The organism is Chryseobacterium salipaludis (assembly GCF_022968825.1).
GTDB lineage: Bacteria > Bacteroidota > Bacteroidia > Flavobacteriales > Weeksellaceae > Kaistella > Kaistella salipaludis.
In genome coordinates this window covers 63,494-78,779 of sequence record NZ_JALHKS010000006.1, presented here as the reverse complement: position 1 = coordinate 78,779, position 15,286 = coordinate 63,494, and the positions used below count along the sequence as shown (strand labels likewise).

13 protein-coding genes are annotated in these 15,286 nt (G+C 46.7%); 5 read left to right on the top strand and 8 right to left on the bottom strand.

What is annotated here, in order from left to right:
* The first annotated feature begins 57 nt into the window (after positions 1 to 57).
* Positions 58 to 513, top strand: a complete 456-nt coding sequence (locus tag MVI27_RS10300) for a DUF3060 domain-containing protein (RefSeq protein WP_246961550.1) — start codon at positions 58 to 60, stop codon at positions 511 to 513.
* A gap of 184 nt (positions 514 to 697) precedes the next feature.
* Positions 698 to 1,231, top strand: a complete 534-nt coding sequence (locus MVI27_RS10295; protein WP_246961549.1) for a gamma carbonic anhydrase family protein — start codon at positions 698 to 700, stop codon at positions 1,229 to 1,231.
* Here the strand turns inward: MVI27_RS10295 and MVI27_RS10290 are convergent, their stop codons facing one another.
* Positions 1,232 to 1,696 carry a hypothetical protein gene (locus MVI27_RS10290; protein ID WP_246961548.1) on the bottom strand — a complete coding sequence of 155 codons (465 nt, stop codon included), beginning with the start codon at positions 1,694 to 1,696 and terminating at the stop codon, positions 1,232 to 1,234.
* A 98-nt stretch (positions 1,697 to 1,794) separates the two neighbouring features.
* On the opposite strand from MVI27_RS10290, the gene MVI27_RS10285 reads away from it, so the two are divergent.
* Positions 1,795 to 3,921, top strand: coding sequence for a helix-turn-helix domain-containing protein (locus MVI27_RS10285; protein ID WP_246961547.1), 2,127 nt, complete (start codon positions 1,795 to 1,797; stop codon positions 3,919 to 3,921).
* 294 nt (positions 3,922 to 4,215) lie between these two features.
* Here MVI27_RS10285 and MVI27_RS10280 read toward each other — a convergent pair whose 3' ends face one another.
* The 7 genes from MVI27_RS10280 to MVI27_RS10250 form a co-directional block, all read right to left on the bottom strand.
* Positions 4,216 to 5,028, bottom strand: a complete 813-nt coding sequence (locus MVI27_RS10280) for a hypothetical protein (RefSeq protein ID WP_246961546.1) — start codon at positions 5,026 to 5,028, stop codon at positions 4,216 to 4,218.
* A 518-nt stretch (positions 5,029 to 5,546) separates the two neighbouring features.
* Positions 5,547 to 7,187 (bottom strand): apolipoprotein N-acyltransferase, encoded by a 1,641-nt coding sequence (gene lnt, locus MVI27_RS10275; protein ID WP_246961544.1) that lies wholly within the window; start codon positions 7,185 to 7,187, stop codon positions 5,547 to 5,549.
* Positions 7,188 to 7,269: 82 nt separating this feature from the next.
* Positions 7,270 to 7,635 (bottom strand): dihydroneopterin aldolase, encoded by a 366-nt coding sequence (folB, locus tag MVI27_RS10270; RefSeq protein ID WP_246961542.1) that lies wholly within the window; start codon positions 7,633 to 7,635, stop codon positions 7,270 to 7,272.
* A gap of 2,178 nt (positions 7,636 to 9,813) precedes the next feature.
* On the bottom strand, positions 9,814 to 10,833 hold the full coding sequence (gene nadA, locus MVI27_RS10265) for a quinolinate synthase NadA (RefSeq protein ID WP_246961540.1): 1,020 nt from the start codon (positions 10,831 to 10,833) through the stop codon (positions 9,814 to 9,816).
* Between the two features lie 5 nt (positions 10,834 to 10,838).
* Positions 10,839 to 11,555 (bottom strand): NAD(P)-binding domain-containing protein, encoded by a 717-nt coding sequence (locus MVI27_RS10260; RefSeq protein WP_246961538.1) that lies wholly within the window; start codon positions 11,553 to 11,555, stop codon positions 10,839 to 10,841.
* The gene (gene gmk / locus MVI27_RS10255) at positions 11,552 to 12,115 is read right to left on the bottom strand and encodes a guanylate kinase (RefSeq protein WP_246961537.1); all 564 of its coding nucleotides are present in this window, start codon (positions 12,113 to 12,115) and stop codon (positions 11,552 to 11,554) included. Before gmk ends, MVI27_RS10260 begins: the two co-directional genes overlap by 4 nt.
* A 36-nt stretch (positions 12,116 to 12,151) precedes the next feature.
* A complete protein-coding gene (locus MVI27_RS10250) occupies positions 12,152 to 13,009 on the bottom strand; it encodes a YicC/YloC family endoribonuclease (protein WP_246961535.1) in 858 nt (285 codons plus the stop codon).
* 121 nt (positions 13,010 to 13,130) lie between these two features.
* Between MVI27_RS10250 and MVI27_RS10245 the strand changes: the two genes are divergently transcribed.
* Complete coding sequence (locus MVI27_RS10245; RefSeq protein WP_246961533.1) at positions 13,131 to 14,189, top strand: PASTA domain-containing protein; 1,059 nt, start codon at positions 13,131 to 13,133, stop codon at positions 14,187 to 14,189.
* 23 nt (positions 14,190 to 14,212) lie between these two features.
* Positions 14,213 to 15,274, top strand: coding sequence for an RluA family pseudouridine synthase (locus MVI27_RS10240; protein ID WP_246961531.1), 1,062 nt, complete (start codon positions 14,213 to 14,215; stop codon positions 15,272 to 15,274).
* Positions 15,275 to 15,286 lie beyond the last annotated feature (12 nt).

Here is a 15,286-nt window from a genome sequence, read left to right as displayed (position 1 = left end):
ACACAAACTGAGGTGCAATAGTGGAATATTTTTTGATGAACCAGCCGAAAACCTGATATGAAAAATCTGAAAATGGCAGTGGTGCTGCTTTTCGCTTTCGGTGGATTCACACAAACCCAGGCGCAGTTTCGCGATGTCCTGAATGCTGTAACTTCGGGAGCGCGTGCCGTTAAATCCAGCAATTCCACTACAGTTCGAAATAGCGGAACCACGGGGAGTGTTACTGAGCAAGACGGCGTGATCAGCATTACGGGCAATGGCCATAAACGTAGCTTTAAAGTGAATGGTGAAAAGGTGGAAATCTCCGGAAATGGTCATAACATTACCTTAAAAGGGCATGCCTCCGAAATCGTTGTTTTGGGAACCACCAACCTCGTTACAGCAGAGTCCGTTTCGAGGATTGAAATATCAGGGGTTGATAATAAAGTATATTACACCACATCTCCCAACAAAAACGGCAGAGCGTCTTCGTCTGTTTCAGGAGTTGACAGCAGGGTGATCAAACAAAAATAAACAAGCAGATCTCTAGGACCGCTCTTTAAAAGAAGAGCGGCCTTTTTATTTAATACTAGTCTTTTTACTTTTATACATCTTTATAACCAAAGCGTTTTCCTTTAAAGCTGCTTCATATATTTCGTATCTTTGAATCAGCCGGGCTTGCAGGCTTGGCTGTAATTTTAAAACCGAATATATTCAAATGGCTGTAGTAAGAGAACTTTTAGGAAAAAAACCGCAGATCGGAACCGGAACCTTTTTGGCCGAAACCGCCGTCGTGATCGGAGACGTGGTGATGGGCGAAGAATGCAGTATCTGGTATAATGCCGTCATCCGCGGCGATGTAAACACCATTCGCCTTGGTGACCGCGTCAATGTGCAGGATAATGTGATGCTCCACTGCACCTATGAGCGTTTTCCGCTTACCATCGGCAACCGCGTTTCGATTGGTCACAATGCCATTGTTCACGGCTGCACCATACATGATCATGTTTTGATCGGCATGGGTGCCATCGTGATGGACGACTGCCTGGTTGAATCCAATTCCATCATTGGTGCCGGTTCGGTGGTCACACAGGGAACGCACATCAAGTCCGGAGAAGTCTGGGCAGGCGCGCCGGCACGTAAGATAAAAGACATTTCTGCAGACCTGCTGGAAGGAGAAGTGAACCGCATCGCTGATAACTACGTGAAATACGCTTCCTGGTATGAGCCGCAGCCAAACACTTCGCTCTGATTATTGCGGTACGTCCGGCGAGGCCACGGACCGGTTTCCGATTAAGATGGCTTTTCCGTCTTCGCAGCGTATCCCGGCAGGCTCCGGCACCAAGGCGCAGTCCGACATCATTTTATATTTTTGATTAAAAGCAGCCTGCTGGGAACTGAACTTCTGAATCAAAGGCAGGATTTCAGTCTGCCTCGCAATCGGATAAGCGATGTAGGAAGAAGGGCCGCCGCAGGGCTTGGCGCCAATCGGAGCGAACATCCAGTCGGCCGTGTTGGTGCAGGGCGTCAGTGCAATCATGGCTTCAATTTCTTTCCGCAGTAATGATAGTTGTTCGCGGTCATATTGCATACCGGAATTTGTGTCCGGGCGCAAGGCCACATCTTTTGGTAACGTATCAGGATCTGCCGCTTTTTTGCGGGTACCGCAGGAAAGCAACGCGACAGATAGAGTCAGGAGCAGCAAAGTTTTTTTCATGACAAAGGCTTTAAAAGGCAAAAGTACACAGTTTCCAGCAATCATTGCGCCAGTCTGCGCCGGTTGGCTCCTCACAGTTTTTCCGTACTTTTGAGCCTATGAATGATTCTGTTTTCCGCTTAGCCGAATACACCAGCCGCAGCATCTTCCTGACCGGGAAAGCAGGCACCGGGAAAACCACGTTCCTGAACGATTTTGTGTGCCGGACTCAGAAGAAGTATATTGTGGTGGCACCGACAGGCATTGCAGCGATCAATGCCGGCGGGGTTACTATTCATTCCATGTTTGGCCTGCCGCTGCGCACTTTTATTCCTACGACCGACCGGATTGACAGTGATTTGGGAATGAATATCGCCGACTTACTGCCACACTTTAAATACCGCAAAGACAAGCTGAAACTGCTGCGCGAGCTGGAGATTGTAATTATCGATGAGGTATCCATGCTGCGCGCAGACGTCCTGGATATGATGGATTTTTCCTTGCGGACCGTGCGCCGGAATCAGCAGCCTTTTGGTGGTGTGCAGATGCTTTTTATCGGTGATTTGTACCAGTTGCCGCCGGTGGTGCGGAACGAGCATTTCCTGAGCCGCTATTATCCCAGCCCTTTCTTTTTCGAAAGTTATGCCCTGCGGGAAATGCCAGTTATTACCCTGGAACTCACTACGGTGTACCGCCAGAAAGATGAGCAGTTTCTTGAGATTCTGAATGCCATCCGCGACGGTGACCAGCGCAGCATTGATTTTGAAAAATTAAATGCACGGTATCAGCCGGATTTTGAACCCGGAGAAGAGGCTTATATATATCTGACCTCGCACAACCGCATGGCAGATGCCATTAATCAAAAGAAACTGGCCGCGCTGCCGGGCAAATCTCATTTTTATAAAGCCGAAGTAACGGGTAACTTTAATGAAAACCAGTACCCGAATGAGGAAGAACTGGAGCTGAAAGCCGGAGCTCAGATTATGTTTATCCGCAATGATGCCAGCAGCGAAAAGCGGTATTACAATGGCAAGCTCGCCGAAGTTTTGCGCCTGGATGCCGACGAAATCACGGTATTGATTGAAGGTGATGACGAAGAATATACCTTAAAGAAAGAAACCTGGGAGCAGAAAAAATACTCCCTTGATGCCGAGAAAAATATTACCGAAGATGTGCTGGGCAGTTTTATGCAGTATCCGGTGAGGCTGGCCTGGGCGGTTACCATTCATAAGTCGCAGGGACTCACCTTTGACCGCCTGATCATCGATGCCGGCAAATCATTTGCGTCCGGCCAGGTGTATGTTGCCCTGTCGCGTTGCCGTACGCTGGAAGGGATTGTGCTCAAATCCAGGATTACGCCTGATGTGATTTTTGCAGACCGCCGGGTATTGCAGTTCCAGGATAATACCCACGCCAATGACCAGATGGATGAAATTCTGGAGCGGGAGAAATATGATTACAGCATCCGTAAAATGATGGCGAAGGTGAATTGCGCCTGGCTGCCGCATTCACTGCAGATGTGGTATCAGTCGGCGCAGAGCAGCCGTGCCATTGATCAGCAGAAGGCAAAGGTGCTGCATCAGGAGCTGGCAAAACGGGCACAGGAACTGGCCGGTGTGTTTTATAAATTTGAAAGGGTGATTCTGCAGAAAACGCAGAAACTCACTGATGGTGAGGGCACCTGGACCGAGATTGAAGACAAAGCCCGGGGCGCGGTGAATTTTTTCTTTACGAAAGTGAATCTGCTGCTGTTCCAGCCGCTGCTTGATTTTTATGCAGAAAATAAAGGAACAAAAGGCTTAAAGCAATACAACGAGGATTTCCGGGGTTTGCTTGACGATCTGGAAGAATACCTGAATGACCTGAAAAAGGTCCGCTTACTGGAAACAGAACTTTTCGATCCGAAGAATAACGTGAGCGTTACCGCCAAAGTAGCAAAAATTCCCTCGCATATCCTGACGTTTCAGCTGTTTGAGAACGGGAAGACGATCCCGGAAATTGCCAAGGAACGCGGGTTGGTGCCGGAAACCATCTATGGGCATCTGGCCAAGTTTGCAGAACAGGGCTTGCTGGATCTCACCCGGATTTTTGCCAAAGAAAAGATTGCCGAGTTCGCCGAAGTGTTTCGCGAACACACCTTTGAAGGGTTAGGTGAATGGAAGCGGGCACTGCCGCCGCACTTTGAGTTCAATGAAATACGGCTGCTGCTCAATCACTTTAGCCACCAAAAAGAAAAGGGCCAATAGTCCATCGGCGGGGTGTGCGATCGAATACAGTTGTAGTTTTCTTTTGTGATACTGCTGCCCTACACTCGAGTCGGCATATCCATGCATGATCCATACATTATCCATGCTTCATCCATGCCTTTGGTATGGTTCAACCCGGGCAATAATTTAATTGAAATATAGGAACTGTGTGATAGAGGATGGGGAGAGGTTCTCTTGGGAGGTGGGCGCAAAGTCGGGAGACTTTGCGGAGCAGTGCTTTCATTGTTGGCTTTTCAAGCCCAATGAAAGCTTGGTTATTATGTGACGTATCTTTTATATTCCTCTACTCAAAAAATATAAGCCTTTATCTGTCAACTTGAATTTTTGGTTTTTCTCGCTCTTATGCAAATCTATTAGTCCAAGTGATAGATAATTTTCAACTTCTCTTTTTGTTTCTAGACTCAAAGAGTTGGACCTAAAATATAAGTTCATAGTAGGTAGGATTTCCACAAATTTTTTGATTAATTCCTGTGGGGTTTTTTCATATGCTGAATAATAATTCTCTTTAAGGATTTTTGAGTTTCTGGAATCTTCAATAAGCTCGTCAATTCTTAATTCTCTGTCCCTAATTTCATTTTGATATTGTTGATTTTGATTATTACTCTCTACTACTGATTTTTTTAAATTATCAATTTGAAGATCTTTTTGCGAATTTAATGCTTCTAACGTACTTATTTTTTTATTTAGGTCAGCCTTTTCTTTATAGTTTGCCTTTATATCTTCCAATTCTATTTCTTGTTCAGCTATTCTCTTTTTTCCTTCGATATCGATTATTTTGCTATTATATAGATTTGTATTCCTCCCTTTTAGTGCCTGAAATGTTGTAGTATCAAATAGCCACATTATATATGGTAATAATAACGAATAAAATAACGCAATTATTAATGGGAAGTACAGTAAATTCCATTCATTCGAATAATTCTCTGAAATAAAATCAATTTTTTGTTCAATTAATTTATTGTAGAAAAAAAGTATCATTATTGGTTTCCAATTTATTGCAATAAATGATAATATAAAAGTTCCAATAAAGGGATTTTTTATCCTCTCTTCTGAAGTTTTAAAAATAGTTGTAAATATTTCAGTCATTCTGTTTGATATGTCGCATAACTCCCAAATATACACAATAATTCATTTCAACAAAGCAATAAGAATATATTGTAAAGTGTGCATTGTCAGGAATATACTAGTTTATAATCATCCGTAATAGTTTACTAACATTGCGCATGGTGCATGCCTGTTCAGCATCGTTTTTGGCAGGCCGATAGTAAGCAAAAAGAAGACTCGTTCATGATCATTGACTTTGTACCAATAGCCTGCAGGGCAAACGGCCCTTTCGATACTTGCGCCGTTTATATTTTTGAGCATAATGCCAGCAGGTGGATCTTAGCTTATAAGATGGGTGTGTGATCGCAGCACGGCAACTGCTAAGAAAAACAATTGCAAAGATTATTTTTCAGCCATGTAGAGGTTGTGATATTGACATTCATGTCAGACACAAGTCCTTTGATGATAGAGTACCAGCCAATAGTATCTTTAAAACTCAAAATAAGGACACTTTGCGCAATGGAGTATGCGCAGCAAAGTGTTCAGACTGTTGTAATCTTCTACGCGGTCTTTTCTTTGTTGCGGTTCTGAAACGCTTTAATCAGGCGATAGAAAATGAGGAAGCCCAACACGAAGATACACAGCCGGGACAGCAAATCACCGGTGCGCACATAGAAGGTCTGCCCTTCGTATAAATTAATCTGTGCATAGAGCGCAGTCTGGTCACCGTACAGGGTATCGGCCAGCACGTCGCCGCGCGCGTTGATATGCGCCGAGATGCCGCTGTTGGCAGAGCGGGCAATGTCGCGGCGGGTTTCAATGGCGCGTAACCGGGCATACGCCATCAGTTGCTTGTGCCCCTGGGTGACGCCCCACCAGGAGTCATTGGTCATAATCGCCAGAAAGTTGGCGCCTTTTTTTACATAATCATTGACGAACTCGCCGTAAATGCTCTCATAGCAGATAATCGGCGCGAGCTTTCCGTTGTTGTAAGGATTGGCAAAAGCAGTACGTTCGGGATCCATACCCAGCGAAGCCGTGGTGCCGCCCAAGTCCAGCATAATATTGCCTAAGACGGGTTTTAAAGTATTGATGTAGGGAAATATTTCAACGCCGGGTACGAGTTTCCCTTTGTGATACACCTGCACCGGCTGACCGGGTGCCAGCTGCACCGCGGAATTAAAACTGTCCACGTAAAAGCCGGAAGCTGTCTGATAAGAAGTGTCGGTTTTTTCTTCGGCACTTTTATAAAAACGGTGCGAAGAAATGCCGGTGGCAAAAACCGAGTTCGGATGCCGGCTTAAAAAACTTTTAATAGTATTTAAAACCTCACTGTCCTCAAAACCGGTTTCTGAAATAGAGCCATGGCCCGGTACGGCGGTCTCCGGCGCAATGTAATAATCAATGGGGCCGGTCGAATGTTTGTCAGCCAAGGCCAGGAGCTCGTTCACAATGGTGAGGCTGTCCTTGCTGTATTTTTCGTTATATGGATCCAGGTCCGGCTGCAGCATCAGCACATTCACCTTGCCGTTGGTGGTAGGATTAAAGTTATTGTACTGTACGGCGGAAATCAGCATCGGCAGCACGATACCGGCCGTGAGTACCGACGAATTGATGATCAGGGAACGTCGTTTGCGGCCTGCTTCCCAAATTCTCAGGGTGTAAAAAGCATACACATTCACAATCAGGATCCAGAAGGAACCGCCGGTGGCACCCAGGCTGTCGTACCACTGAATGATTTTAGGATATTCGGCAAACACATTTCCCAGATTCAGCCAGGGCCAGCTGAGTTCCCAGCTCAGATGAATTTTCTCAAAAACCATCCAGGCAGCGACCAGAAAGACCAGACCGAAATAGGTGCCCTGCCGGTTTTTATACCAATGGTAACATTGGAACACAAAGGCATAAAAAAGCGCATTTAAAGTGACCGGCACGACCACCGCAAACAGCGAATGCGAGCCGTCCGGATTGCGCGCACCATAAAGCCAGCCGGTGGTCACGATATTCCAGATGACAAAGGCCAGATAGGAAAGCCCGAACACCGCCAGGCTTTTATGCTTCATTTTGGAGAATTTCGAAATATCATGCTCCAGCATCAACAGCGGAACGAGCGCAACGAATATAAAAAAGGGTACGCCGTAGGTGGGCCAGGAAACGCTGAGCAAAATGGCGGAAAGGAGGGACAGGACAATATATTTCATAAGCGGGAGCGAAACTGAATTCCTTTCAAAGTTACGGATTTCAGCCGGGAAGCGCCGCAGGAAATTTTGCTTGCTTGTAAAGTCAGTTCGTAAAGCTTTTCTCAAAAGCCACACTCACACCTTTCATTTCGCCCCTCATGGGCGGTGCTGTTTTCGTTATTTTAAGCCGGATGAAAGAAACTTCGGGAACCCTTTCATGAATTTTTCTCATGATACGGCCGGCCACATGCTCCATCAGTTTCGATGGAATGGCCATTTCCTGATGGATGATGTCATTAAGCAAAGCATAATTTATAGTATCATCCAGCTCATCGGTTTCGGTGGCTTTCCAGAGGTCTGCCCGGATTTCGGCATTGATGAGATAGTATGTGCCCAATATGGTTTCTTCGGGCAGCACGCCATGAAAGGCAAATATTTTCAGGTCTTCAAAAAGGATGGTGGAGGTCATGGGCGGCATCATAAAATGGGAAAGAGACGAGGCGGGAGTGAAGTGAGAGTTTGGAGCGGTGTAAATCTTCTGGCAGACAAAAATATAAAATCATTGTTGCAAATGTACGCTATGAGACAGAATGCGCAGCTGGAATAAGTTGCAAGTAACTTTATAATCTTTGTCCTTTTGCTTCATCATTTTATTTATTTTAACGGAATCAGCGAACCCGCTAAGGCGAGTTTGCCTTGATGCAATTGCGGAGCATATCACGAATACAAATAAACAATGAAAAGGAATGAGATCAAGTTTTCAACGAAAATGCGTTCCAGCGGAACGCTATCTGTGTGAGGTTGACCGCAGATCCGTGTATATCTGTGGGATCTGTGCGCGGGATAAGAAATTTACTATATGTCCTTTTGCCTTGATGCAAACGGACCAAAAGATCAAGGACTGGAAACTCGGCTAAAATTTTAAAACGTATCCTAAAATTCATTAACTCGGGCGGAAATAAAAGTTTGTCTTCGATGCTAGATTACTGCCGCCACTCGAACAGATGAATTTTTTAACGGATACTTATTTAAAATTTTTAATCGCCTCCGTTTCCTGAGTCCGGGATTATGGTAGTTTGAGGACTGAGGGATTGAGTGCTGCCAGGTGCAGGGTGCGGTTCTCAATATTTTTTTCATGCGTTCTGCCCTCCTTTGTGCAAAGAAGTGATGATGCTGCAGATATCTCGCTTGTCCTTTTGCTTCATCATTTTATTTATTTTTAAAGGAATCAGCGAACCCGCTAAGGTGGGTTTGCCTTGATGCAATTGCGGAGCATATCACGAATACAAATAAACAATGAAAAGGAATGAGATCAAGTTTTCAATGAAAATGCGTTCCAGCGGAACGCTATCTGTGTGAGGTTGACCGCAGATCCGTGTATATCTGTGGGATCTGTGCGCGGGATAAGAAATTTACTATATGTCCTTTTGCCTTGATGCAAACGGACCAAAAGATCAAGGACTGGAAACTCGGCTAAAATTTTAAAACGTATCCTAAAATTCATTAACTGACTCCCGTTGGTCGTCGAACCACTTCGTTGGGTTTGACTCCCGCTGGTCGTCGAACCACTTCGTTAGGTTTCGGGCGGAAATAAAAGTTTGTCTTCGATGCTACATTACTGCCGCCACTCGAACAGATGAATTTTTAAACGGATACTTATTTAAAATTTTTAATCGCCTCCGTTTCCTGAGTCCGGGATTATGGTAGTTTGAGGACTGAGGGATTGAGTGCTGCCAGGTGCAGGGTGCGGTTCTCAATATTTTTTTCATGCGTTCTGCCCTCCTTTGTGCAAAGAAGTGATGATGCTGCAGATATCTCGCTTGTCCTTTTGCTTCATCATTTTATTTATTTTTAAAGGAATCAGCGAACCCGCTAAGGCGAGTTTGCCTTGATGCAATTGCGGAGCATATCACGAATACAAATAAACAATGAAAAAGGAATGAGTAAACGGACCAAAAAATGACTCTCCGATTTTAATATTTTTATAGGAATATCTTCGATTTCAAGACTTGGATCTTTTGCCTCATCCTTTTAAATTTTTTAGCAGAATCGGCGAAACTCCTTCGTCGTTTTTACTAAAAAACCAAAATTTCTTTAATAAATTGACTCCCGTTGGTCGTCGAACCACTTCGTTAGGTTTGACTCCCGTTGGTCGTCGAATCACTTCGTTAGGTTTCCCCGAAATTGACTCTCTTCGTTCGTCGAACCACTTCGTTAGGTTTGACTCCCGTTGGTCGTCGAACCACTTCGTTGGGTTTCGGGCGGAAATGAAGATTCGCCTTCGATGTAAGATTATTGCCGCCACTCGAACAGCGGGGATTTTTAAATTGTGTTTGTGGACGGTCAGAACAAAAGAAATTTTAATTTTTGCCTCCATCATGTTTAATTTTCAATGGAGTCGGCGAACCTCTTCGAGGTTTATTAACGTAAAAATCTCCTAAGTCCTTGTGAGGACTGTAGATTAAATGTTTTACTGCCGCAAGCAGGGTATGAATATAAAAGAGTGGAAGGTGATGAGTATAGGACGCCCTATATTGATACCCATAAATTTGCAAATTAAATATTAACGCTTTTATTTGTTTTTTGTCATAGAATGCGCAGCCGAGCGAGGACACTTTGCGCGGCCGAAGGCCGCGCCCGGTTTCCTTTACTTAATCGTTTTCGATAACTCAAGCATTTTTTCAATCGGTTCCAAAGCTTTCAGCCGCAGGTCTTCATCCATGGTGATTTCCGGCAGCTCGTATTTCATGCACAGATACAGCTTTTCCAGCGTATTCCGTTTCATATAGAAACACTCCGAGCAGTTGCAGCTTTCATCAAAAACCAGCGCCGGAATCAATGTTTTGTGCGGCGCGCGTTTGCGCATCTCATGCAGAATGCCCTCTTCGGTGGCGACAATAAATTCCTGCGCTTCGTCCTGTTCCATATAATTCAGCAGGGCAGATGTGGACCCGACAAAATGCGCCAGATCCAGCACCGGTGTTTCGCTTTCCGGATGGGCAATCAGTTTGGCGTGCGGATGTTCCGACAGTTGTCTGGCGATCCGCTCCATTGAGAAAGCTTCGTGAACAACGCAGCTGCCATCCCATAAAATCATATCGCGCCCGGTTTTTTTCATCATGTAGCGGCCCAGGTTTTTATCCGGTGCAAAAATAATCGGTCTGTCCGCCGGCAAAGAACGGATGATGGTTTCCGCGTTGGAGCTGGTTACAATAATATCGGATTCGGCTTTTGTTTCCGCATTACAGTTGATATAGGTGGCGATGAGCGCCCCGGGATGTTCGGCACGCATGGCACGCAGGCCTTCACCGCTGCAACCGTCAGCCAGTGAGCAGCCGGCCAGGGTGTCGGGCAGGACTACTTTTTTGGCAGGGTTCAGGATTTTCGCTGCTTCTGCCATGAAATGGACGCCACAAAAGGCGATCATATCCGCATCGGTATCTTTCGCGGCGCGTGCAAGCTGCAGCGAGTCACCCAAATAGTCAGCAATGTCCTGGATGGCCGGCGGTTGGTAATAATGCGCCAGAATTACGGCGTTCTTTTCTTTCTTTAAATCCAGAATCGCCTGCACCAGTGCTTCTCCTTCCGGAATTATTAAATCGTCAATATTTAAAAAGCCGCGTACGGGCAAATTGGCCTTGGCAGTAGCCAGTTGTTCGGTACTCATGTCGGTTAAAAGTTTTTTGGGTTAGGATGCAAAAAATGATAATTAAAATCCTGTATCAGTTTTTCAGAAGAAATGATTCTTTGTTCGCGGTTTTCGGCCGGTTGGGGCTCATTCATAATTTCCGCGATCGTAGGATGCCCGGGCGCGACCACATTATAGGTGCAGCCTTTTAATTCTGACTTCAGCAGCAGTTCCACCACACGCAGAATATCTTCATAATGAATATAATTGGCGGCCTTGCCGAGGTCTTTTGGCGTGCGGCGCGCAAATAATTTCTTCGGCGACCGGTCACCGCCCATCAGTCCGCCAAACCTCAGAATATTGGTTTGGGGATAGGAGCTGCGGACCAGGCGTTCGGCCGCGAGAATGTCTGAACGTAGGTTGGCATCATCTTCCTCGGTGTAAATGCCCGGCTGTTGTGGGTAAATTCCGGTGGAACTGAACAACATCGTTTTTGGAAATTCAGTATCGAGTGATTTAAAGCCTTCCAGCCAGGACGTATCCGAAATAGGCATGCTGAAAATGGCAGCATCCACGGACTGCAGCACGCTGAAATCCGGATGATCCGTAAAATCCAACAAATGCGCTTCCTCTGCTATTTTTTCAAGCGGAATAATTTTCTCAGGGGTCGTGGTCGTGGCAATCACGTGAACTCCTTTTTTAGACAGGTAGGCAGCGAGTTTTTCTCCGACCCAGCCGCACCCGATGATGGCTATTCTCATGAGTTGATAAATGAAGTGAGCAATTTGGTAATTTGTTCCTGTGCGGAAGCCAGTTGGTCATTCACGATGATAACATCAAAAGCATCTTTATGCGATATTTCTTCAGTAGCTTTCGCCACGCGCATTTTAATCGTTTCCAGGTCATCCGTGCCGCGGGCAATCAGCCGCAGCTCCAGTTCGGCCACAGAAGGCGGCATGATGAACACTGACAGTGCCTGGTCGCCAAAATATTTTTTCAGCGCGATGCCTCCCAGTACATCCACATCAAAAATAACCACTTTATCCTCATTCCAGATTCGTTCCACTTCTGATTTCAGGGTGCCGTAAAACGTATCTGCATACACTTCCTCAAACTCCACAAAGTCCCGGGCGTCTATTTTTGTTCTGAATTCAGCCGGCGACAGAAAATGATAATCCACGCCGTGCAGTTCAGCGCCGCGTGGTGCGCGGGTAGTACAGGAAACCGAAAAGGCCAGTTGTGGAAACTGTTCCAGGCAATGCCGAACGAGAGTGGTTTTGCCGCTGCCGGAGGGTGCCGAAAATATGATTACTTTTTTCATTTTTAATTTTAAATAAAGTCGGTGCGCAGTGTTAATTTACAGCACGTTCAGGGTTTGTTCCTTGATTTTTTCCAGGTCATCTTTCATCATGACTACCAGGCGCTGGATATCTGCATGGTTGGCTTTGGAGCCCAGGGTGTTGATTTCGCGGCCCATTTCCTGCGCGATGAACCCAAGCTTTTTACCGTTGCCGGTTTCCTGTTCCATCACTTCCTGATAGTAGGCCAGGTGTTGGGTTAAGCGTACTTTCTCTTCCGCAATATCCAGCTTTTCGGTGTAGTAGGCCATTTCCTGGTAGAAACGGGTTTCGTCCAGCTGTTCAAATTCGTCGAGTGTTTTTTTGTAGCGTTCTTTCACATTTTCCAGGCGTACACTTTCAAAAGGTTCCACAGCGGTGAGATGCTGCGAAATTCGCATGAGGTTATTCTGTAATTCCTGCTGCAGGATGCTGCCTTCGGTTTGCCGGAATTCTTTGAACCTCGCAATCGCCTCCTGTAGAAGTTCCAGAACAAAATTCCATTCTGCCTCCGAAAGGTCATCAGCGCGGGCAGCCGTGGCATCCGGCATCCGGACGGCCATCTTCAGGTATTCAAAGTCGGGCCCGTCGGCAGCCAGTGTTTTCAGATCCTGAATATAGCGGCGGATCAGGTCGTGATGCAGGACGGTTTCGGTGTTTTCTTCCGAGTTTTCCATCGTCATGTAGCAATCTACTTTTCCGCGCTGTAGCTGTTCGCTCAGGATTTTGCGTAATTCATACTCCTTTTCCCGGTAGCGCGAGGGCGTTTTCACAGTCAGGTCGAATGATTTGCTGTTGAGTGACTTGAGGTCGATCACAATTTTTCGGCCTTCATAAATTCCTTCGCTGCGGCCGAAGCCGGTCATGGATAAAATCATGTAATTACTTTAGCAGGCAAAGATAAATATTCTAAATTTTGTGGCTGCGATTGCGTGGTTGCGTTTCCGGCGCGAAAAGATAATTTTATATATTTGCAGCTATGTTAAAGACCTGTATATTATGCTGAAATCATTCTTTCACTGGAAAGTCTGGGTGAACCTGCTTGCGGCCGCGGTGGTCTTCGTAGGGCTGATCTGGCTTACGTTTCGCTGGCTCGAGGTACACACCAACCATGGAAAGGAGATCCCGGTGCCGAATATCGTTAATAAATCTGTGCACGAAGCCATCCGTATTCTGGATGAAAACGGTTTGGATTATGAAGTGGACAGTTTTAAATATGACCCGAAATACCGACCGCTGCAGGTGCTGCAGATTTTTCCCGGTCCCGGTGCGCGTGTGAAGGACGGCCGTACGATTTTAATTAAAGTAAATCCGCGTACCTACGCGCAGGTATCCGTACCCGATATCCTCGACCGCTATAAAGGCTTGGCTTTCCGTCAGCTGGAGCAGGTGGGTTTAAAGGTGGGTGATACTATTTACGAGCCGAGCATTCAGCGCGATGCCGTGCTTCGGATGATGTTCAACGGAACCACGCTGAAGCCGGGCACCTTGCTGCCGCGTTTCACATCGATTGACCTGGTGATCGGCGCCGGGCCAAGAAGAAATATTACCATTCCCAATCTCATAGGCCGCACCGTTCAGGAAGCCAAAGCGATTATTGCGCAGAATCTTTTTGAAGTCGGGCTGATCGAGCATGAAGACGGCGGCAGTGACCTGTCGGATATCGTGTACTATCAGGATCCGGCACCGGGCGACGTGCGTGACCAGGGAATGCAGATCGATATCTGGGCGTCCAAGAAAACGCCGGCTGAAATGGGCAATAAAATTGAGCAGCTGAACAGCATGTACCGCATCCAGCTGCAGGGACCTGAACCGGTATATTATGACGAGGCAACGACTTATAACCCGTCCCCGCAGCCGCAGGTAACAACTCCGGCACAGGAAGCGCCGAGAACAGTTCCGTCCAGAACCGAAACCCCGCCGCGGAATGAACCTGTGAAAGCACAGGAAACGAAGCCAAAAGCGAAAGAGGAAACCAAACCGGCGACGGACACAAAGCCTAAACCTACACCAAAAACGGACGAAAAATCCAAACCCAGAAAGGTCGTAGTAGAATAACTGCTGCGCTGATTTCCCACATTATGGCAAACGAAGACTGGACCGCACCGGAAGACAATGACGAAGGAACGGAGGAACACGAATCCGAAGGGCTTTACGAGCATTTCACGCTGAAGGTTGACCGCAACCAGGAGTCGTTGCGCATTGATAAGTTCCTGTGCCACTTCCGCCAGAATGCAACCCGCAATAAAATTTCGCAGACCTGCCGCGCCGGCAATGTGGTGGTGAACGGCAAACCCGTCAAGCAAAATTACCGCGTAAAACCCGGCGACGAAATCGCAGTGTTGCTGAGCCGCCCGCCGCGGGAGAATGTCATCATTCCGGAAGATATTCCGTTGCATATTATTTTTGAGGATGATGATGTGGTGGTGGTCGATAAGCCTGCCGGCATGGTGGTGCATCCCGGCCATGGAAACTGGAGCGGCACCATGGTGAATGCACTGGCCTTCCATTTTGAAAAGCAGGGTAAGAAATCGGACCTGGACAGGGTAGGACTGGTGCACCGGATTGATAAGGATACCTCCGGTTTGCTCGTCGTCGCCAAATCCGAATACGCACTGAGCCATCTGGCCCGGCAGTTTTTTGACCGTAAAACCCGGCGGCTCTACTGGGCGTTTGTCTGGGGCAATCTGGCTGAAGATGAGGGAACCATTACGGGGCACATTGGCCGCCACCCGAAAAACCGGTTACAAATGTCGGTGTACGAAGATGGCAGCGCCGGCAAACACGCAGTTACTCATTTCACTGTTAAAGAAAGATTCAGATATATGACCTGGGTGGAGTGCCGCCTGGAAACCGGACGAACGCACCAGATCCGGGCACATTTCAAGCACATCGGCCATCCTTTATTTAATGATGAGCGGTACGAAGGCGACCAGATCCTGAAAGGCCAGAACCTGCCGAAGTATAAACAGTTTGTAAAGAACGTTTTTGAAATCCTGCCACGTCAGGCACTTCATGCCCATACGCTGGGTTTTGAACATCCGGTAAGCGGCGAACACCTTTACTTCGAAAGCCCGATGCCGGCTGATATGCAGGAAGCTTTAGGGCGCTGGCAGCAATATATGAACGGTACATCTGACTAAAAAGCGTTATCT